At 57.1% G+C, this 20,280-nt stretch carries 19 protein-coding genes; all 19 read right to left on the bottom strand.

Annotation, left to right across the window (positions count from 1 at the left end):
• Positions 1–49 precede the first annotated feature (49 nt).
• Positions 50–1,414 carry a class I SAM-dependent rRNA methyltransferase gene (locus O9H85_RS01650; RefSeq protein WP_269879524.1) on the bottom strand — a complete coding sequence of 455 codons (1,365 nt, stop codon included), beginning with the start codon at positions 1,412–1,414 and terminating at the stop codon, positions 50–52.
• Between the two features lie 97 nt (positions 1,415–1,511).
• Positions 1,512–1,943, bottom strand: coding sequence for an NUDIX hydrolase (locus tag O9H85_RS01645; protein WP_269879523.1), 432 nt, complete (start codon positions 1,941–1,943; stop codon positions 1,512–1,514).
• A 111-nt stretch (positions 1,944–2,054) separates the two neighbouring features.
• Positions 2,055–3,458 carry a tRNA (N(6)-L-threonylcarbamoyladenosine(37)-C(2))-methylthiotransferase MtaB gene (mtaB, locus tag O9H85_RS01640; RefSeq protein ID WP_269879522.1) on the bottom strand — a complete coding sequence of 468 codons (1,404 nt, stop codon included), beginning with the start codon at positions 3,456–3,458 and terminating at the stop codon, positions 2,055–2,057.
• Position 3,459: 1 nt separating this feature from the next.
• On the bottom strand, positions 3,460–4,224 hold the full coding sequence (locus O9H85_RS01635) for a 16S rRNA (uracil(1498)-N(3))-methyltransferase (protein ID WP_269879521.1): 765 nt from the start codon (positions 4,222–4,224) through the stop codon (positions 3,460–3,462).
• A gap of 138 nt (positions 4,225–4,362) precedes the next feature.
• Positions 4,363–5,052: a site-2 protease family protein gene (locus tag O9H85_RS01630; protein ID WP_269879520.1), complete on the bottom strand. Its 690-nt coding sequence runs from the start codon at positions 5,050–5,052 to the stop codon at positions 4,363–4,365.
• Between the two features lie 12 nt (positions 5,053–5,064).
• The gene (prmA, locus tag O9H85_RS01625) at positions 5,065–6,030 is read right to left on the bottom strand and encodes a 50S ribosomal protein L11 methyltransferase (protein WP_269879519.1); all 966 of its coding nucleotides are present in this window, start codon (positions 6,028–6,030) and stop codon (positions 5,065–5,067) included.
• 166 nt (positions 6,031–6,196) lie between these two features.
• Positions 6,197–6,589 carry a hypothetical protein gene (locus O9H85_RS01620; protein WP_269879518.1) on the bottom strand — a complete coding sequence of 131 codons (393 nt, stop codon included), beginning with the start codon at positions 6,587–6,589 and terminating at the stop codon, positions 6,197–6,199.
• Between the two features lie 20 nt (positions 6,590–6,609).
• The gene (locus tag O9H85_RS01615) at positions 6,610–6,765 is read right to left on the bottom strand and encodes a YfhD family protein (protein WP_269879517.1); all 156 of its coding nucleotides are present in this window, start codon (positions 6,763–6,765) and stop codon (positions 6,610–6,612) included.
• Positions 6,766–6,912: 147 nt separating this feature from the next.
• On the bottom strand, positions 6,913–8,034 hold the full coding sequence (dnaJ, locus tag O9H85_RS01610) for a molecular chaperone DnaJ (protein WP_269879516.1): 1,122 nt from the start codon (positions 8,032–8,034) through the stop codon (positions 6,913–6,915).
• 159 nt (positions 8,035–8,193) lie between these two features.
• A complete protein-coding gene (gene dnaK / locus O9H85_RS01605; protein WP_269879515.1) occupies positions 8,194–10,032 on the bottom strand; it encodes a molecular chaperone DnaK in 1,839 nt (612 codons plus the stop codon).
• A 70-nt stretch (positions 10,033–10,102) separates the two neighbouring features.
• Positions 10,103–10,705, bottom strand: coding sequence for a nucleotide exchange factor GrpE (gene grpE / locus O9H85_RS01600; protein ID WP_409348082.1), 603 nt, complete (start codon positions 10,703–10,705; stop codon positions 10,103–10,105).
• Positions 10,706–10,785: 80 nt separating this feature from the next.
• Positions 10,786–12,327, bottom strand: coding sequence for a TCP-1/cpn60 chaperonin family protein (locus O9H85_RS01595; protein ID WP_269879514.1), 1,542 nt, complete (start codon positions 12,325–12,327; stop codon positions 10,786–10,788).
• Entirely contained in the window at positions 12,324–13,355 is a 1,032-nt protein-coding gene (gene hrcA / locus O9H85_RS01590) for a heat-inducible transcriptional repressor HrcA (RefSeq protein ID WP_269879810.1), read from the bottom strand. The genes O9H85_RS01595 and hrcA overlap by 4 nt, the downstream gene beginning before the upstream one ends.
• Positions 13,356–13,466: 111 nt before the next feature.
• Positions 13,467–13,928, bottom strand: a complete 462-nt coding sequence (locus O9H85_RS01585; RefSeq protein ID WP_269879513.1) for an N-acetyltransferase — start codon at positions 13,926–13,928, stop codon at positions 13,467–13,469.
• Between the two features lie 77 nt (positions 13,929–14,005).
• Positions 14,006–15,178: a radical SAM family heme chaperone HemW gene (gene hemW, locus O9H85_RS01580; RefSeq protein WP_269879512.1), complete on the bottom strand. Its 1,173-nt coding sequence runs from the start codon at positions 15,176–15,178 to the stop codon at positions 14,006–14,008.
• 78 nt (positions 15,179–15,256) lie between these two features.
• Positions 15,257–17,071 (bottom strand): translation elongation factor 4, encoded by a 1,815-nt coding sequence (lepA, locus tag O9H85_RS01575; RefSeq protein ID WP_269879511.1) that lies wholly within the window; start codon positions 17,069–17,071, stop codon positions 15,257–15,259.
• A gap of 99 nt (positions 17,072–17,170) precedes the next feature.
• Positions 17,171–17,548 (bottom strand): hypothetical protein, encoded by a 378-nt coding sequence (locus tag O9H85_RS01570; RefSeq protein WP_269879510.1) that lies wholly within the window; start codon positions 17,546–17,548, stop codon positions 17,171–17,173.
• Between the two features lie 226 nt (positions 17,549–17,774).
• Complete coding sequence (locus O9H85_RS01565; RefSeq protein ID WP_269879509.1) at positions 17,775–19,013, bottom strand: stage II sporulation protein P; 1,239 nt, start codon at positions 19,011–19,013, stop codon at positions 17,775–17,777.
• Positions 19,014–19,213: 200 nt separating this feature from the next.
• Positions 19,214–20,233: a YihY/virulence factor BrkB family protein gene (locus O9H85_RS01560; protein WP_269879508.1), complete on the bottom strand. Its 1,020-nt coding sequence runs from the start codon at positions 20,231–20,233 to the stop codon at positions 19,214–19,216.
• Positions 20,234–20,280 lie beyond the last annotated feature (47 nt).

Genomic DNA, 20,280 nt, shown 5'->3' with positions numbered 1-20,280 from the left:
TTCTGGGCAAGCTCAGCCCGTCCTTATGGACAGGTTCCGCACACGCTGCTTATCTGCTGCGCACTTCAAAGATGGCGAACTTCAAATAATTTCCTTCGTCCACGCCCAATATGCGGGGATGATCCGCCCCCGCCGCGCGGAATTCCAGCAGCCTCAGCTGCTTGCCGGCATCCACGGCCGCCGCGTGAATCGTCTCCAGAAATAAATCGGGCTTCATATGGTAAGAGCAGCTCGCCGTGACGAGAAAGCCGCCTTCGTTCACCAGCTTCATCCCGTGAAGATTGATGTCCTTGTATCCGCGGCAAGCGCCCTCGACCGCTCCGCGGGACTTGGCGAAGGCCGGCGGATCGAGTATCACGACATCCCAAGTCCGGCCGCCCGCCAGCTTCTGTGACGTATCCACCTTCTTGCGGTCCGCCGCCCCTCGCTCCTGGCGCTCCTCCAGCCCTTTGACCTGCTGTCGCAAGTAATCGAACGCATCGGCTACCACGAACTCCACGCGGTCCTGAAAGCCGTTCAGCTCGACATTGCGTCTGGCCGTCTCCACGGCATGCTCCGAAATATCCAGGCACGTCACCTTCTTGGCGCCGTATTTGCAGGCATGCAGCGTGAAGCTGCCGGTATGCGAGAAGCATTCCAGCACGGTTGCGCCGTCCCAGTACGGGTAGGTCACCTCGCTGCCGCTTTTATTGAAGGGCACCTTGGTGACGGTTCCGTCATCCGCCAGCTTGTCGACGACCGTGATGCCGCTGCGCTTGCCCCAGCCCTTCATCAGCCGTTCCAATGCGGCGCGGTTTTCCCGTTGATCGAAGAAATACCCCGTTTTCTGCCCCTCGTAAATATCGACCTCAAGCAGCAGGCCGTTCTCGCTGATCGTCACGTGCCGCGGGCATTCACCGTACAGCAGCCCCTTCCGCTGCTCCAGACCTTCCAGCTCGCGAACGCCGACGTCGCTCCGTTCATAGATGCCGGCCGGCGCCATAACCTCCACAAGAGCTGCAACTAACTCTGAACGTGCCCGCTCCATACCCAGCGTCAAAATCTGGACGACAAGCACCTTCTCGAACTTGTCCACAATCAGACCCGGAAGTCCGTCCGCCTCGCCGTAAACGAGACGGTACGATTCGGCACCCGGTACGAACCGTTCCCGAAGCTCGCGGCAAATCTTAAGCTTATCTGCGAACCAGCTCTGCGACATCGCCTCCAGCGGGGAGGTCGAAACAACCCTTACCGTAATTTGCGACGCAGGGTTCACGTATCCCGTGGCCAAATACTGTCCGTTATGGCTATGTACCGGAACGAGCGATCCCGGCTCCGCTTCCCCTTCGATCCGATCGATCTCGGATTTGAACACCCAGGGATGCCCGGCCTCGATCCGTTTTTTTCGTTTCTTCTGTAATATGACAACAGCCATTATAAAGGCCTCCTGCTTTCTTTCTGATCCGGCTTAGGCTTTGTAAGCCAGTAAGCCGTCGTACTGCCGATTCCGTTCATCACCCGCAGCTTCAACATTACTCGTTCACTTCATAACCGAGCGCGCCCAGCGCTTTCTTTAATACCGAATCGTTATTGCCGTAGCCGGAATGAATTTGCTGATTCCAGGCCTCGAGCGGATGCAGCCACTCCACGCCGCGGATTTCCTCCACCTGCGCCTGCAGAGAGCCGCCGGTAGCCTCGACCAGGAAATAATGCACCTCTTTATCCACCAAACCGACGCCGGACAAAGTGAATTGATAGGTGATCGTCTCCAGCGGATGAACGATCTCGCCCTGAATGCCGGTTTCCTCCAGAATCTCTCTCAGGGCGGTTTGCTCCACCGTTTCGCCGGGCTCCATCTTGCCTTTGGGGAGCGTAATTTTGCCGTAGCGATCCTGAATCATCTGTACTTGAAGTTCATTGCCCGTCCTGCGGTATACGACGCCTCCCGCCGATATTTCCTTCATCGACATCACCTTTTCCCTCGATATGAATGGAAAGGATTCCACCCCGCGCAAGGCCGCGGGAATGAAATCCTCTGCGAACAACAACGAAGCTTGAATCCGGCCAGGCCGGGATTACACGATGGCTTTGGCTGCTTGGCCCGGTATCGCGCCGCTTTCGCGTACGCCGCCGATCGGAGCCGCCGGCCGAACCATCAGCCCCTCGGGCGTGCCGACAAGCTCGCCGCGGCATTCGTTGACGCCGGCTTCCGTCACCCGTACGCGGCATACGGAACCGATCCAATCCTCGCTCCCCTCGAAGACGAGCTGCAGGTAATTGTCGGAGTAACCCATGATCAAGCCGCTACCCGGCTGCCCCTTATAATCCCGCTCCGGGATCACCTCAAGCGTCTCGCCAACGAATTTGCGCGCGTATTCCAGCTGCATCCGTTCGGACAGGTCGATCAGCTCATGCACCCGGCGGTTCTTCTCTTCCTCGTCCACCTGGTCCTCCATTCGCGCGGCCGGCGTACCGGTACGCTTGGAGTAAGGGAAGACGTGCATCTCGGAGAAGCCCATCCGCTCCATGAACCGGTACCCGTTCAGGAACATCTCTTCCGTCTCGCCCGGGAAGCCGACGATAACGTCGGTCGTAATCGCCACGCCCGGCATAATGCGGTGGATGTGCTCGATTTTCTGGGCGAATTCTTCCGTTGTATACTTGCGGCGCATCCGTTTGAGCACGTCATCGTCTCCAGCCTGCAGCGGGATGTGAAGGTGACGGCACATTTTATCGGACTTCTGGAGCACTTCCAGCACCTCGTCCGTAATCTGGCTGGCCTCGATCGAGGAAATCCGGATGCGCTTTAAGCCCTCTACCTTATCGAGTTCCCACAGCAGCTTGGCCAGGCTGTAATCCTCCATGTCCTCGCCGTAGCCGCCCGTATGAATGCCGGTCAGGACGATCTCCTGGTACCCGGCGTCCACGAGCATCCGGGCTTGCTTCAGCACGCTCTCCGGCTCCCGGCTCCGCATCAAACCGCGGGACCAAGGGATAATGCAGAAGGTGCAGAAGTTGTTGCAGCCTTCCTGGATCTTCAGGAAAGCGCGCGTCCGGTCCGCAAAATCCGGCACGTCCAACTCCTCGAACGACCGCGTCTTCATGATGTTGCGCACGGCGTTGATCGGCTGGCGCTCCTTCTCCAGCTGCTGCACGTAAGGAATGATCTTATCGCGGTCCTGCGTCCCGATGACGAGATCCACGCCGGAAATCGCAAGAATTTCGGCGGGCGACGTTTGCGCGTAGCAGCCGGTTACCGCGACGATCGCTTCCGGATTGCGGCGGATGGCGCGCCGAATCATCTGCCGGCTCTTCTTGTCGCCCGTATTCGTTACGGTGCAAGTATTGATGACATAAATATCGGCTGTCGATTCAAAATCGACTTGATCATAGCCTCCGGCCTTAAACAGCTGCCAAATCGCTTCCGTATCGTAGAAGTTCACTTTGCAGCCCAGTGTATGAAATGCGACTGACGGCATATCAATCTTCTCCTCCCATCTCTCCGGCTTCATATAAAATGCAAGTGAGACCGACCATCGCGGCCGTCTCCGTTCGAAGTATCCTCTTGCCCAGGCCGACCGTCACGCAGCCCGCCGCCTCCGCAGCCTCCACTTCCCGCTCGCTGAACCCGCCTTCGGGTCCGACAACGAGCAGCAGCTTCGACCGTACTGCAGGCGAGTCTTTCAGCGCCTGGCGAATCGCCTTCCGCAGTTCTTGCGCTCCGGCCTTCTCATAGCAAATCCAGGCCGCATCCGCTTTAGCCGCGCGATTCAGAAGCTCCTTCCACGAATGCACCGACTCAACTTCGGGCACCCGATTCCGGTGCGCCTGCTCGGCCGCTTCCTTGGCGATTTTGTTCCAGCGCTCGAGCCGTTTGCCTTCCTTCTTCGCGTCGAGCTGAACGACGGTCCGCTCCGAAATGAACGGAATGAAGCGTTCCGCGCCGATTTCGGTCCCCTTTTGAATGACCGTCTCCATCTTGTCGCCCTTAGGCAGGCTTTGCGCGATCCATACGTCGACCGCAGGCTCGCTAAGCATCGGAAGCAGCTCTACGATCTCAGCGGTCACGCCTTCCTTATCCAGCGTCCGGATGCGCACCAGCGCTTCGCGGTCCAGACCGTTGCTGACGATGACTTCATCCCCCGGCTCCGCCCGCATCACACGGCTCAAATGGTGGGCGTCATCCCCTGAGATCAGCACCTCGGTCTCCTTAAAATGAGCCGGGTCAATAAAATATCTTTGCATGCCGGAAATTACCCTTCTTATCCAAAAAATGAATCGGACCGCTCTGCAAGTAACAAAACGGCCAATCCTCATCTTACTACGTTTACGGCGAAAACGCCATAATTTCGGCGGTCAATGGTTGAAATTGCTGTATGATGGCTAGAACCGGATGCCGAAGCCGAAGATCAGCGAAGCGAGCCGGTGGAACGCATCCAATATGTTGAACTGCAGGGAAAAAATCGGTCCGATCGTCACCATCCGCAGCGGCGGAATAAAGAACATCAGCAGGATGGCATAGAACAGCCACTGCTCGTATTGCTTCACTTTCATCATAATGCTCCGCGGCAGCAAATCCTCCAGAATCCGGTAGCCGTCCAGCGGAGGAAAAGGAATTAAGTTCAGTATGAACAAGAAAATGTTTTGCGTAATCATATAATAGAAAAATAGTTTCAAAGCGAGGCTAATGCCCCGCGTCATGTCGTCCAGCAGGCCGAATTTCACAAGCGCGTACATGATCAGCAGGCTGACGAACGCCAGCACGAGATTGCTCAGCGGCCCGGCGAACGAAACCAGGATGCCCATCAGGCGGGGACGCTTGAACTTGCCCCGGTTAACCAGCACCGGCTTCGCCCAGCCGATCCCGACGACAAGGAAGAATACTATCCCGAGTATGTCGAGATGCGCCCGCGGATTAAGCGTTACCCGGCCCATGGACCGGGGAGTCGGATCCCCGAACCGGTCAGCCATATAGGCATGGGCAAATTCGTGAACCGAGAAGCTCAGCATCAGCACCAGGAAGATGAAGGGCAAATGCTGCAGCGGAAACGCTAAAAAGGAACTCCAATCCATTCGCTCACCCGCTTACCCTTTCTTTGCTACTAGCACGACCCAATCCTGGTCCTCATTGCTGCCCGTAACCGTAAAGCCCGCGGCGGTCAGCGCTTCTTCGACCATGGCACGCTTGCTCACGATAATTCCGGACACAATGTACGTGCCGCCGGGTGCGAGCACATCATAGACGTCTTGGACAAACAGCAGAATGATCTCCGCAAGAATATTCGCCACCACCACCTGTACCGGAAGCCGTACGCCGATCGCGTCTCCGCCTTGTCCACGAAGTACGCCCAGCAGGTCGCTCAGATGAACTGTAATTTGCCCTTCCATTCCGTTCAGACGGCTGTTCTCTGCGGCGCTCGATACCGCAACCGGGTCGAGATCCAGCGCCAGCACATGGCGCGCGCCCAGCTTCGCGGCCCCGATCGCAAGAATGCCCGAGCCGGTTCCCACGTCGATGACGTCTTCACCGCCCTCAATGACCTGCTCCAGCGTCTTCAGGCAGAGCGCCGTCGTCGCATGCGTCCCGGTGCCGAACGCCATCCCGGGATCCAGCTCGAGCACGAGCTCCTCCGGACCCGCCTCGTACGTTTCCCAAGTCGGCTTTATCGTCAGCCGCTCGGTCACCCGAATCGGCTTAAAGTACTGCTTCCACGCGTTCGCCCAATCCTCGTCGTCCACATCCTGCAGCTCGTAGATCGGCTCGCCGGTATCGATATCGTATTCGCTTAGCTGTGCAATAGAGCGCTTCAGCTGCTCCACGATGGAGGTCATGTCCGTACCTTCGGAGAAATAGCCCTTGATGACCGCGCGGCCTTCCGGAATATCGTTGAGCGGCAGCTCGTACCATTGTCCCAGCGAGGTGTCCCGCTCTTTGTTCAAAGTGCCCGATTCCTCAATCGATACGCCGCCCGCGCCGAGCTCGTGTATGAAATTCGAAATCATTTCGATCGCTTCTTCCGTTGTATGTACCGTAACTTCATGCCAACGCACCTTGGTAAAACCCCCCACAAATTCATTCAAAACCACATAAGACCTAGTATACAACAAAGGACGCCCGAACAAAAGTTTGACTAGCGGAACTCGCACTCGGCAAAAAACGGCCTCCCGCAGAAACCGATCTGCGAAAAGCCGTTGTCGCAGCAGCCAGAAGCTGCGTTTATTCGCGGCCTCCGGCCTCCCGGATGACACGCAGAGCTTGTTCGTAAGAAGCCTCGTCCAAGACGACCGTCAGCAGCGTGTCCCGCCGCGTCATGTCGTCCGGATCTGACGTGAGCAGCTCACGGCTTCCGTCCGCCATTCCGCTCGCATCCACGTTCACCGCCGTCAATATGCCTGCATCCCGGTCCATCGGCGCCGCTGCAGACGTTAAGTAGGTAAGTCCTGGGAAATTGTTGCTAAGCGGATTGAACGTTTCGGATATCCCGCCCCCGGGATATGTCCCGATCCGATCCACTTGAATATCGATCGCGCGCAGCGCCTTCAGCTTCGGAATACAGCTCTGCGCCTCCGCAACCGAATTGAAATAGGCAAGAATGCCTTTTTCCGCCATCTCAAGCACCTCGTTTATCGTTATTCCTGCTCCTGGCGGGCATCGGCCTGCCTGGCACGCTCCTGAGCCTCCCGGTCGTCCTGATCGGCCAGCTCCGAGGAAAATTCCACATTCTCGTTCTTCCCCTTCGGCAGACGCCGTCCCACCTGCGCAGCTTGATTGACGAATGGTTCCACCCGTGCAGCACCTCCTTCTTCGAAATCCTGTTCCGCCCGCTCCACATGACGAAACCTGCTTTTATTGTCTTCAAATCAGGCGCGAATATGCACAAAGGAGCGATCCCAGCCGTTTCCGGCCGGAATCGCTCCCTTCAGCTGTGCGGGCTATTCGCCCAGGAATGCTTTCTTCATTCGTTCAAAAATCGACTGGTTCTGCTCGTGGGTATGCTCGCCGCTCAGCCGCGCCAGCTCCCGCAAATGCTCGAGCTGCTCGTCGCTCAGGTTCGTCGGCGTGACAACGACGACCTTCACGTGCTGGTCGCCCTGACCGTAGCCACGCAGTCGCGGAACTCCTTTGCCTTTGAGGCGGAAATAGGTGTCCGTTTGGGTGCCCGCCGGAATCTTGAGCTTGACCTTCTCCGTCAAGGTCGGAATCTCGATCTCGTCGCCGAGCGCCGCCTGCGCGAACGTCAACGGCACCTCGCAATAAATGTCGTCGCCTTCGCGTTCGAAAAATTCATGCGACTTTACCCGGATGACGACGTACAAATCGCCGGCCGGGCCCCCGCGCGTGCCGGCCTCGCCTTCGCCGCTGACCCGCAGCTGCGCGCCGTCGTCCACCCCCGCCGGGATGTTGAGCGAGATCGTGCGCTGCTTCTTGACCTTGCCCGTGCCGTGGCACGTCGAGCATTTGTCTTTGACAATCTGGCCTTGCCCCTGGCAGTTGGAGCAGACGCGGCGGTTCACGATGCGGCCGAACGCCGTATTCTGCACAACCTCCTGCTGTCCCGTACCGTGGCAAACGCCGCACGTCTCCGGCTGGGTCCCGGGCTTTGCCCCGCTCCCGTGGCACGTATCGCACGTCTCCGTGCGCGGAATTTGAATTTCCGTCTTCTTGCCGAACACCGCTTCCTTGAACTCGATCTGCATCGTATACTGCAGGTCGTTCCCCCGTTGAGGCGCGTTCGGATTGCGCCGCTGGCCTTGACCGCCGAAGAACATGTCGAATATATCGCCGAAGCCGCCGAAATCTTGTCCGCCGAAGCCGCCGCCGCCCATCCCCTGATTCGGGTCCACGTGGCCGAACCGGTCGTACTGCGCCTTCTTCTGGTCGTCGCTCAGAACGTCGTAAGCTTCTTTGGCTTCCTTAAACTTCGTTTCCGCATCGTCCGCTTTATTCACGTCCGGATGGTATTGGCGGGCCAGCTTGCGGTAAGCTTTCTTGATATCCTCCTGCGAAGCGTCCTTGGGGACACCAAGCACTTCGTAAAAGTCGCGTTTACTCATTGCTCCACTCCTGTTCCCATGATGACCGGAAATCTATCATTAGCCCAATCGCATTAGGCCGCCTGACCAGCGTTACCGGCAGCGCCGCAAAACGGATGTATCCAAACGGAAAGTCAAAGCCGGCGAACCGGCTTTGACTTTGGGCTTTGACTGCTAACCTTATTTCTTATCATCCACTACTTCATAGTCGGCGTCAACTACGTTTTCTTTACCTTTTGCCGCGCCTTGGCCTGCGCCTTCGGCGCCGCCGGCTTGCGCCTGCTGGGACGCTTGCTCGTACAGCTTCACGGACAGCTGCTGGACGATTTGCGTAAGCTCCTCCGAAGCGGCTTTGATTTCTTCCAGGTTATCGCCTTCCAGAGCCTTCTTCACTTTCTCTTTCGCCGCGTTCGCTTTGTCGATTTCGCCTTGATCGACTTTGTCGCCGAGGTCCTTGATCGTCTTGTCTACGGAATAGACAAGCTGGTCCGCGGAGTTGCGGGCTTCCACCAGTTCCTTGCGCTTGCGGTCTTCGTCGGCATGGGACTCGGCGTCCTTCATCATGCGGTCGATTTCCTCGTCGGACAAGCCGCTGGAGGACGTGATCGTAATTTTTTGGCTCTTGCCTGTGCCTTTATCGAGTGCGGATACGTTCACGATGCCGTTCGCGTCGATATCGAACGTAACCTCGATTTGCGGAATGCCGCGAGGCGCCAAAGGAATATCGTTCAGCTCGAAACGGCCTAGCGTTTTGTTGTCCGCCGCCATCGCGCGTTCGCCCTGCAGCACGTGAATTTGCACGCTAGGCTGATTGTCCGCATAGGTGGTGAAGATTTGAGATTTGGTCGTAGGGATCGTCGTATTGCGATCGATCATCTTCGTGAATACGGCCCCTGCGGTTTCGATACCGAGCGAGAGCGGAGTAACGTCAAGAAGAACTACGTCCTTCACGTCGCCTGTCAATACGCCCGCTTGAACGGCCGCGCCGAGCGCCACCACTTCGTCCGGGTTAACGCCTTTGTGAGGCTCTTTGCCGATCAGGCGCTTCACCGCTTCTTGAACGGCAGGAATCCGAGTGGAACCGCCGACCAGAACGACTTTATCGATTTTGTCCGGAGTGAGGCCTGCATCGCTAAGCGCTTGACGGGTAGGACCCATCGTTCTTTCCACGAGCTGCGAGGTAATTTCCTCGAATTTTGCGCGGGTCAGATTAACCTCCAAGTGCTGAGGCACACCGTCGACTACCGTAATAAACGGAAGGGAAATCGTCGTCGTCAGGACGCCCGACAGTTCTTTCTTCGCTTTCTCCGCCGCATCCTTGAGCCGTTGAACGGCCGCTTTGTCTTTGCTGAGATCGATGCCTTGCTCTTTCTTGAACTCGGCTACGAGGTAATCGATGATCACTAGGTCGAAATCATCGCCGCCGAGACGGTTGTCGCCGCTCGTCGCTTTAACCTCGAAGAAGCCGTCGCCCAGCTCCAGAATCGATACGTCGAACGTACCGCCGCCGAGGTCATACACAAGAATCGTTTGGTCTTCGGATTTCTCCAGGCCGTAAGCGAGTGCCGCCGCCGTAGGCTCGTTGACGATACGGAGCACCTCGAGGCCGGCGATTTTGCCTGCATCCTTCGTCGCTTGACGCTGGCTGTCGTTAAAGTAAGCCGGTACCGTGATAACCGCTTGGGTTACCGTTTGGCCGAGGTAAGCTTCGGCGTCGGCCTTCAGCTTTTGCAGGATGATGGCGGAAATTTCTTGCGGCGTGTAGTCTTTGCCGTCGATCGTTTCTTTATGGTTCGTACCCATGTGGCGCTTGATCGAAATGACCGTGCGGTCCGGGTTGGTGATCGCTTGGCGCTTCGCCGTTTCGCCGACGACGCGCTCGCCGTCTTTCTTGAAGCCGACAACGGACGGCGTGGTGCGGTTGCCTTCCGCGTTAGGAATAACTACCGCTTCGCCGCCTTCCATCACGGCTACGCAAGAGTTCGTCGTACCTAAGTCAATACCGATAACTTTACTCATAGGAATGGCCTCCTTATAGTCCTTATAGGTCGTCGTTCCGACGAATTGCTGTATGATGTATAGGGATGGATTACGAGCTTACTTTCACCATCGCCGGGCGCAGAACTTTCTCTTTCAGCATATAGCCCTTCTGCACTTCCTCCACGACGATGCCTTCCTCGTGCTCCTCGGATTCCACCTGCATGATCGCCTGGTGAAATTCCGGATTGAACGGGGTTCCCACCGCTTCCATCCGCTGCAGGCCTTCATTTGAAAGGACTCCGTCGAGCTGGCGGAAAATCATCTCCACCCCTTTGGCAAGGGCGTCGTAGTCCTTGGTTTCCTTGCTGGTCGCAAGGGCCCGCTCGAAGTTGTCGACAACCGGCAGAAGCTGCTCGATCAGCTTCTGGGACGCGTATTTCGCGAATTCTTCCTTTTCCTTCAGCGTGCGTCTTCTGAAGTTATCGAAATCGGCCTGCGCCCTAAGGGTCCGGGTCGCGTTCTCCTCGGCGAGCTGCTTGAATTTCTCCAGCTCCGCTTCGACAGCCTGTTGAGCCTCGGACGCTTCTGCAGCTTCATTCGCCGCTTCCGCTGCGTTGTCTTCATATGTAGCGCCTTCTGCGTTTGGCTTTGCCGTTTCCGGGTTCTCAGCGCCCAGCCCTTCGTGTTGGGACTCTTTATGTTCCGTAGTCAATGTCTGTCACCTCCTTAATCAAATCCGAAAGATACTCTCTCTATTATTGTAACCAGCCGGAATGAAGCGAAACCGTCGCGTCATTCCTCGGAACGGGGCTGGCGCATCTTGATCACGGTATGAATTCGCAGCACCGCGGATGCGACCTCCCCCGCCGCCTGGAGGGCATGCAGCTTCACCTGCGCCGGGTCGACCACGCCATGCTCCATCATATCAATAACCGCCCCTGTATCGCAATCGATACCCAAGCTGTCGCTGCCCGCCGAGATTTGAGCGGCTTTCGCCTCCTCCACCTTCTCCAGCGGATTGTAGCCGGCATTTACAATCATTTGCGACAGTGGCTTTCGCAGCGCCTGGGCTACGGCGGCGATGCCGAAGCCCTCCATGCCCTGCACCGTCTCGCGGTGCCGCTCAAGCTCGTGCGCCGCGGCCAGCTCGGCGGCTCCGCCGCCAGGCAAGCAGCCGCCGCGCAGCGCCGCCTGCACGGCCGAAGCCGCGTCGCGGGCGATGCGCAGCCGCTCGCCGACAATCTCGCTCGTGCTGGCGCCTACGACGATCGACACCTGCGCCCGACCTTTGCCTTCGGCAACTCGGACGCATTCGAGCCGCTCGTCGTAGGCGACGTGCCCGGCGTAGCCGAGATAGCCCGCCAGCTCCGCGGCGGGCTTGCGCAGCCCGCTGCGGCGGATCGGCCGCGCGCCCGTATATTCCGCGAGGCGGCGAAGCTCCGCCCGCGGCATCCGCTGCACCAGCAGGATGCCGTGGTCGGTGCAGAACTGCTCCGCCTCGGGGTCGATACCGCGCTCGGAAGCGACGAAGCCGACGCGCAGGCTGATCAGCTTCTCCAGCATCGCGCGGAACTGCTCGCGCAGCTGCATCTGCTTCTGGAAGCCGGCGTCGGTCATGAGCGCCTCCTCGTCGATCGCCTCCGGCTCGAACGCATCCTGGAACAGGAGCACGTTCGCCGTATCGGGAGGAAAATCGATCTGCGCATTCGCAGGCTTCTTCTGGATCAGCAGCCCCGGCCACACTTCGTTGGCTGCGCGGCTATGCGACAGCACAACGTCCGAGAATCGGAAGTGCTCCTCCCGAAGTTTGGCTGCGCCAAGCCGCTTGGCACCTTGGACGATCAGGCCGGCAAGATCCTCGTGCTCCCGTCCCGCGATATACGCGATCCGGTAAAGGAGCGGGTCGTCGACCCCGGCGATTTGCCGGATGCGCCCGGCCAGCAGCTTCAGCGCTTCCGACACGCCCTCCTGGATACCACGCACCACCTTGGCTACGGGAACGCCCCGCGTGACCTGGGCGACGCCCTCGGATACGAGGGCGCCCGCCAGCACGGTCGCCGTCGTCGTCCCGTCGCCCACCTGCTGCTGCTGGGAGCGGGCCACTTGAATAAGCAGCCGGGCTGCCGGATGCGTCACGTCCATCTTCTCCAGAATCGTGACACCGTCATTCGTGATGATCACCTCGCCCGCCGCGCCGACCAGCATCGTATCCACCCCCTTGGGCCCAAGCGTGCCTTCGACCGCAGAGCAGATCGCGCGGATCGCATTGGCGTTATTGAGCAGCGTGGCGTAGGCCTCCTCGCCGTCGTGGCCGTTCGTCTTCAGCTGCGTCATTTATACCAGCGCTCCATCACTTGGGTCATATCCTTAGACAGATGGTCGAGCAAATAAATCACTTTTCCATAATCCATCCGTGTCGGTCCCAGAATGCCGATCGTACCGAGCATTTGCCCATTGACGGAGTAGGTTGCCGTAATCAGACTGCAATCGTTCACCGCTTCAATCGCGTTCTCGCTTCCGATCCTGACCTGAACGCCGCTCCCCCCGGACACGCCGTCAAGGAGCCGCACAAGCTTCGGCGCTTCGCTGAGCAAATCGAGGATACTCTTCACCTTGTCGACATCCTTGAACTCGGGCTGCGTCAGCATGTTCGTCGTGCCGCTAGTGAAGATGCGCTCCTCTTCGCTGTGATCCATCACATGATTCAGCATCGTCAGGAGCTCCTCATAGCCGGAAGCGTAGCTGCTCATCTCGGCGGCGATTTCCGTATACAGCTTCGATTTAAAATGAAACAGCGGCACATTTTTCAGCCTAGCGTTGAGCAGGTTGACGAACTTCTCGATCTCGGACATCGGAATGCCCTCGGGAATCGTCAGCGTCTTGTTCTCCACCTGGCCTGTGTTCGTAACGATAATGGCGACGGCGGTACGTTCGCTCAGCGGGACGATCTGCAGATGCTTCAAGGTCGTTCCGAGCACTTCCGGTCCCATGACGATGGACGTGTAATTGGTCAGCTGCGACAGCATCGTCGCCACATGCTGAATGACGCGCTCCATCTCCTGCATCTTCTCTGCGAAAAACTGCTTGAGCAAATCGACCTCTTGATGGGCCAGCGTGCCGTAATGCATCAAATGATCGACATAATATCGGTAGCCCTTATGGGAAGGAATGCGGCCGGCCGACGTATGCGGCTGCTCCAGAAAGCCCATTTCCTCCAAATCGGACATTTCATTGCGGATGGTGGCGGGGCTGAATCCCACATTGCCTCGCTTGGAAATGCTTCGGGAACCTACGGGCTCCGCAGAGCGAATATAATCGTCTACAATGGCACTCAAAATGTGACGTTGGCGTTCGGTCAACATGCGCTTCATCCCCACCTTTATCCTTCTTCGTTTCCGGATTCGTTAGCACTCTTTGCTAACGAGTGCTAACATCTTCTATAAAAATAACAGACCCGGAGGGTCTGTGTCAAGTCAATCCAGCCGTTTCAGGACGGCGATTTCGTCGCAGCAGTGCTGCTTTTTGCAATGGATGCAGTCGGTCCAAACCTTCTCCGGGAAGATTTCCTTCGGGACGACATGAAAACCGTTCCTTTCAAAAAAAGCGACCTCGTACGTGAGCGCCATCACTTTCGGGATGCCCTGCTCCCGCGCCTCTCCGATCAGGAAGTTGACCAGCTTCTTCCCGATCCCCTGGCCCTTGTGGCCATCCGTCACGCCGAGCGAGCGGATCTCGACCAGATCTTGTCCGAGCCGAGTCAGCGCGCCGCAGCCGACCATTTGCTCTCCGAGCTCCGCCACGACGAAGGTGTCGATCTGACGCTCCAGCATTTCCTTGGAACGCGGCAGCATGATGCCCTGCTCGGCATAGCCTTTAATAATTTCGTATAAGGTATCGACGTCCTGCTCCGTCGCTTTTCTGCAGGTTACGGTCATAGCCAATCCCACCTATCGGACGTAAAATTCTTGGAAGAAAACATATGAATAAATATACAACAAAACGTATAAATTGATCAATATGTTTTTGCCTCGACCGCTCCTAAAAATTGTCCGAACACTTCGTTGCCCAGCAGCACGCCCCGATCGGTAAGCCGGTACCCTTCCGCCGTGGGCTCCAGCAGTCCTTGCCCGGTCAGCTTGGAGAGCACGCTTCCGAACACCGCATCCCAGCCGCGCCCGAATTGCGCCTCGAAATCCGCCTGCTTGACGCCCTCCCGCATACGCAGCCCGACCATCATGAAATCCTCCATCGCTTCTTCTGCGGTAATCTCATGCCGCTCCAGATGGGGGAATCCGGATTTCGTCGCATCGATATAGGGCTGCACGCCCTTAATATTCACATGCCGCCAGCCGTGCACGTAGCCGTGCGCGCCCGCACCGATGCCGTAATAGCTCCGGTTGCGCCAGTACATCGCGTTGTGGCGGCTGCCGAAGCCCGGCTTCGCGAAATTGCTGATCTCGTACTGCCCGTAGCCCGCACTCTGCAGACGGTTCATGATGAGAAGGAACATTTCCACCTCGTCATCCTCTTCCGGCAGCGGCAGCTCGCCCTTCTGGTACAGCGTATGGAAGAGCGTATTTTCTTCCACCTTCAAGCTGTATATGGAATAGTGCGGGAGTCCGAGCGCCAGCGCTTCGTCCAGTGTCCGGCCCATCACCTCGACCGTTTGCTCCGGCAGGCCGAACATCAGGTCGATGGACATGTTGGCGAACCCCGCCTTTCGAGCATTCTCCAGACTCCGGTATACATCGTCCGTATTGTGAATGCGTCCGATCCGCTCCAACAGCCCGTTGTCGAAGGACTGTACGCCGAAGCTGATCCGGTTCACGCCGCCTTCCTTCATCGCTTGCAGCTTCTCCAGGTCGGTCGTCCCCGGGTTCGCCTCCATCGTGAATTCGTAATCTTCCGCAACATTAGGAAAATACGTTTTCACCCGCTTCAGGAAGCTCTCCATCTGATCCGGCAGCAGCACCGTCGGCGTCCCGCCTCCGACGAAGATTGTTTCGACGGTCCCCGGCGGCACCTCACGAGCCGTCCGTTCCATCTCCCGCTCTAGCGCATCCAGGTAATCCATCACAGGCTGGCCCTTCAGCACATAAGAATTAAAATCGCAATAATGGCACTTGTTCGTGCAAAACGGGATATGAATGTACACCGCGGCCGGCGTTTCCGTTCTTTGTCTCATGCTCCGTTCCACCTCCTGCGGATTATAAAAGTTAAAAGCAGGCGCAGCCTCCGAAACAAGCCGCACCTGCCTCTTCAATTAATTCTCGTCGATCTTCAGCACAGCCATGAACGCTTCCTGCGGCACCTCGACGCTGCCGACCTGCTTCATCCGCTTCTTGCCTTCCTTCTGCTTCTCGAGCAGCTTCCGCTTCCGCGAGATATCGCCGCCGTAGCACTTCGCGAGAACGTTCTTCCGCATCGCCTTAACCGTTTCACGGGCGATAACCTTCTGTCCGATCGCGGCCTGAATCGGCACCTCGAACATTTGGCGCGGAATGAGCTCGCGCAGCTTCTCACAGATGATGCGTCCGCGGTTATACGCGCGGTCCCGATGCACGATGAACGACAGGGCGTCCACCTGCTCATTGTTCAACAGAATGTCCATCTTCACGAGATTGGACGTTTTATAGCCCGACAGCTCGTAGTCGAACGACGCATAGCCTTTCGTTCCCGACTTCAGCTGGTCGAAGAAGTCGTACACGATCTCCGACAGCGGGATGTCATAGGTCAGCGTGACCCGGGTCGTATCCAGGTATTCCATATTGATGTATTCGCCGCGCTTCGTTTGGCACAGCTCCATGATCGTCCCTACATAATCATTCGGAACGATGATTTGCGCCTTGACGAAAGGCTCCTCGACGAAGTCGATCTTGCCCGGCTCAGGGAATAGCGACGGGTTCTCAATGTTCATTACCGTTCCGTTCGTTTGCGTGACGCGGAAAACCACGCTCGGCGCCGTCGTAATGAGTGGAATGTTGAATTCGCGTTCGATCCGCTCCTGGATGATCTCCATATGGAGCAGTCCGAGGAAGCCGCATCGGAAGCCGAAGCCAAGCGCTGTTGACGTTTCCGGCTCAAAGCTGAGTGAAGCATCGTTCAGTTGGAGCTTCTCGAGCGCTTCGCGCAGATCGTTGTAGTCGCTCGTTTCAATCGGATACAATCCGCAGAAGACCATCGGATTGATTTTGCGGTAGCCCGGGAGCGGCGTCAACGTCGGATTCTTCGCATCCGTTACCGTATCCCCCACGCGGGTATCGCCTACGTTCTTGATGCCCGCGACGATGAAGCCTACGTCGCCAACCTCGAGCGAATCGACAATGCCCATCCGCGGCTTGAAGGCACCGACCTCGATGACCTCGAACGTTTTGTCCGTCGCCATGAACTTGATCTTCGAGCCGGAACGGATCGAGCCGTCGATGACGCGCACATAGACGATAACTCCTTTGTAAGGATCGTAATGGGAATCGAAGATCAGCGCCTTGAGCGGCTTGTCCGATTCGCCTTGCGGCGCCGGCACCTTCTGTACAACCTGCTCGAGGATTTCCTTGATCCCGATCCCGGCCTTGGCGGAGGCCAGCACTGCATCGCTTGCGTCGAGGCCGATGACGTCCTCGATCTCCTGCTTGACCCGCTCCGGGTCGGCGCTCGGCAAATCGATCTTGTTGATTACCGGCAAAATCTCCAGGTTGTTGTCGAGCGCCAGGTAAACGTTGGCCAGCGTCTGCGCTTCGATGCCCTGAGCCGCATCAACGACCAGCAAAGCGCCCTCGCAGGCGGCAAGGCTTCGGGAAACCTCATACGTAAAATCGACGTGTCCCGGAGTATCGATCAGGTTCAATATATATTCTTCGCCGTCATCCGCCTTGTAGCTCAATCTTACGGCCTGCAGCTTGATCGTGATGCCCCGCTCCCGTTCCAAATCCATTTGGTCGAGCACCTGATCCTGCATTTCCCGTGAAGTGAGCGCACCCGTAAATTCGAGAATACGGTCGGCCAGCGTGGACTTCCCGTGGTCGATATGGGCGATGATGCAGAAGTTTCTTATTTTCTTTTGTCTGGCTTGGATATCCATTGTCAGATTAACCCTCACTCACCTGCAAATTTACAATACTTCTAATTATAGCAGTTGAGGGGGTTTACAGCAATGATGATCCCGGAAGGGCGGTCCCGCTCAGCTGATAATGGCCTCAATCATTTCCACAAAAAAGCGGATTCCATGATAAGCCGCAATCTGCAGCAGATCCCCTGTCTTATTGCCTACTCGATTTACCCCGGTATCGCGAACGGTCTCCGCTCGTTCGGGCCGCTCCGGCTGCGGGGGCGCCGTCTTCGGCTTATCCGGGGCTTTAGCCGGCTCCGTGGGCGGCGTCTTACCGGCGGGTGCCGTGGAGTAGGCCCTCGGCTGCGTCTTATCCGCTCCTCCTGCCCCCTGCGTCTTGAACATAGGACCCTGGATCCGTTCGGTCCCCTGGGTAGCGAGCGATACGCCGAACAAGATGCAGAAGCCCATCGCCATGACGGCGGCCACCATTTTTAATGCGCCCTTCATCCGAAGGCCCCCCCTTATCCCTGGCCTTAGTATCCCGAGCACCTGTATCCCTGGTCTAAATAGCCCGAGCTCCCGTATTTCTGGTCTAAGTAACCCGAGCAGCCGCATCCCTGATCTAAGTAGTCCAATCACCCATATCCCTGATCTAAGTAACCCAAGCACCAGCATCCCTAGGTCTAAGTAGCCTGAGCAGCCTGAGTAAACCCACGCCTGGCCTTATGCGCGATCAATTCGCTTTCTTCCCGTCCTTGCCGGCGGCGGGAGCGTCCACCTTTTCCACCTTCTGGATCACTTCCGATATCGCGACTGCCAAAGCATCCGCCGTCCGGTAGCATTCCTCCATTGAATTATCTACGCCGCCAATCTCGATCAGGACGCTATTCGGGGAGAAGTTTTGATTGTATACGCCGTTGCCCTCGGCGTTCTTGGCATGAATACCTTTGGAAATGCCGGGGAATTTGCTCTCTACCGCCTCGTGAATTTGCTTGGCGAATTCATAGTTTTGCTCCCAACTCGGATTCTTTCCTCCGATGATGAAATAAATCTGCGCATAATCCAATCCGTTGATCGAAGCCGTCGTCTTATCGCGGCGCTGCGAATCGCGGTGAATGTCGAGATAATATTTCAAATCCGGATGCCCGGCGGATGCTTCCTGAAGCGTCTTGAGCGAATATTTATAGGAATAATAATAATTGAAGCCTTTCTCGATCGCGGGATAGTTCTTATCCGAATGCACCGAGCCGATGCCTTCCTTCTCCAGCGATTGCGCCAGCCTCAATCCGACCATCGTCACGTTTTCTTTAGCGTCGTAGGCTTTGTCCGGGTCCTTGACGCCGGGAAGCTCGGGAAGATAGGATTCCTGGTTATGAGATTGATAGATGAAGGCGACGTTCTTGCCCGCGGTTTTCGGAGGCTGGGCTGCCGGCAACGGCAAGGACGGGCCCTGTACCTGCCCCGTATTCGGCGACCCCGGGTTGGCCGTAATGGAGCCCGGATCCCCCGCTTCGCCGGGCTTGATCCACTCTCCCTTCGGACCGTAATCCTCCGGAGAATCGCCGGCGATATTGCTCAGCAGCACCGAGCCGTCATGTCCGAGCCCAGGCACCTCCCGGGAAATGAGCGTCTTCGGATCTCTCGGATTGATATCAGTCAAGAGCGAGAATAGGAACCCGGACACATTCGATTGGGAGAAAGTGAACGATTTGCGGTCCGTCTGCAAATGCGGAACCTCCATCCCCAGCATATCCATAAAGAACCGGCTGGATACCGATGCGGCGAGCCCTTTCATGGAAGAAGAAGGCTCCTTCGCCGTCATCCGGGTTTGGGCGTAGCCCAGCACGCCGAAGGCGGCAAAAAATACGACGCACCCGGTCATCAGGAGCGAAATCGTGCGGGTGTACGTACCGAGGGCTTGGCTCATTTTTCTATACTTGCCGAGGTTTAATGTGACGGTTGTCCATTTCATAGGGATCCATTCCTCCTTGAACTTCTTCCATGCAGCGAGCTGCCGGTCGGCCTCTCTATTAACAACTCTATGAGCCTCCGATAGAAGATAGAACAGGAGAAACGCAAACTCTTGCTAGAATTCAGCCTGGAACAAAAAAACTCCGCACTGCCTGTCCGGATAACGAACGTGGCTGTGCAGAGCTTTTTATTAACGCCCATTCAGGCGCTATGCTGTTTCTTCCCGCCCCATGGCAAGGAAAGCGCAAATTTCTTGGATTCCCGCTTCACCTTGCCGAACCGGTCGAAATGAAGCGTCGCGTTGATTTCCCCGCCCAGTACGAGAACAATGCTGGACAAGTAGAGCCAGGTCAGGAGCACGATGATGCCCCCTATGCTGCCGTACGTCTTCGTATAGCTGCCGAAATGATTCACATAAACCGAGAACAGCATGGACGTTACAATCCAGCCGATCGTAGCGAAGGCCGCTCCCCGGATCACTTCCTTGAATTTCAGCCTCTGATTCGGCGTAAACAGGTAGAGAAGAGCAAAGGCAAAGGCCAGGGTGCAGAGCGGAATGACATACTGGACGATGCCCCAGATCATGTCGAAATTGCCGGGAAGCCTTGTCCATTTGTACAGCGCCTCTCCGATCATGCGTCCGAAGATGAGCAGCACGAAGCTGATCAGAATCATCAACGCGAGAACGATCGTAAACAGTACTGAAATGCCTTTTACTTTCCAATACGGCCTCGTTTCCTCCTTGTCATAGGCTTTGTTCAGCGCCTTCACGATGGCGTCCAGTCCGCTGGAAGCGGACCACAGGGCGGCGATCAGCCCGATCGATAGGAGCGAGCCGCTTCTGGACAGCTCGATCTGCTTGAACGCCTCCTGTATCGCCTTGTTCGAGATGTCCGGAAGCACGTGCGCGAAGAAACCAATGGCATCGTCCGCCGTTAAATTCGTGAAGCCCAGGCAGGCAATGACAAAGATCAGGAAAGGAAAGAATGCGAGAATCAAATAATAAGTCAGCTGTGCCCCCATGGCCGGGACCTCATCATCCTGAAACCGGACGTACAGGCTGCAGGCAAAATCCGCCCAATTCATCCGCGGCACAACGCTATTATATTTAGTCTTCCGGCTCCTTGTCCCTCCGGCTTCCGGCGGGCGGTCAACCGTTTGGCCGACGCTTCGCCGCACGGATGCTTTCCCTCGGTCCCCAGATTCAATCGTTCTGTGCATGGCTTACATCCTCCTTGCTCCCGTTAGGAAGAATCCCTCTAGCGGCA

Source organism: Paenibacillus gyeongsangnamensis, assembly GCF_027533625.1.
Classification (GTDB): domain Bacteria; phylum Bacillota; class Bacilli; order Paenibacillales; family NBRC-103111; genus Paenibacillus_G; species Paenibacillus_G gyeongsangnamensis.
The sequence above is the reverse complement of the archived record's forward strand: the minus strand, read 5'-3'. Positions and strand labels throughout refer to the sequence as shown.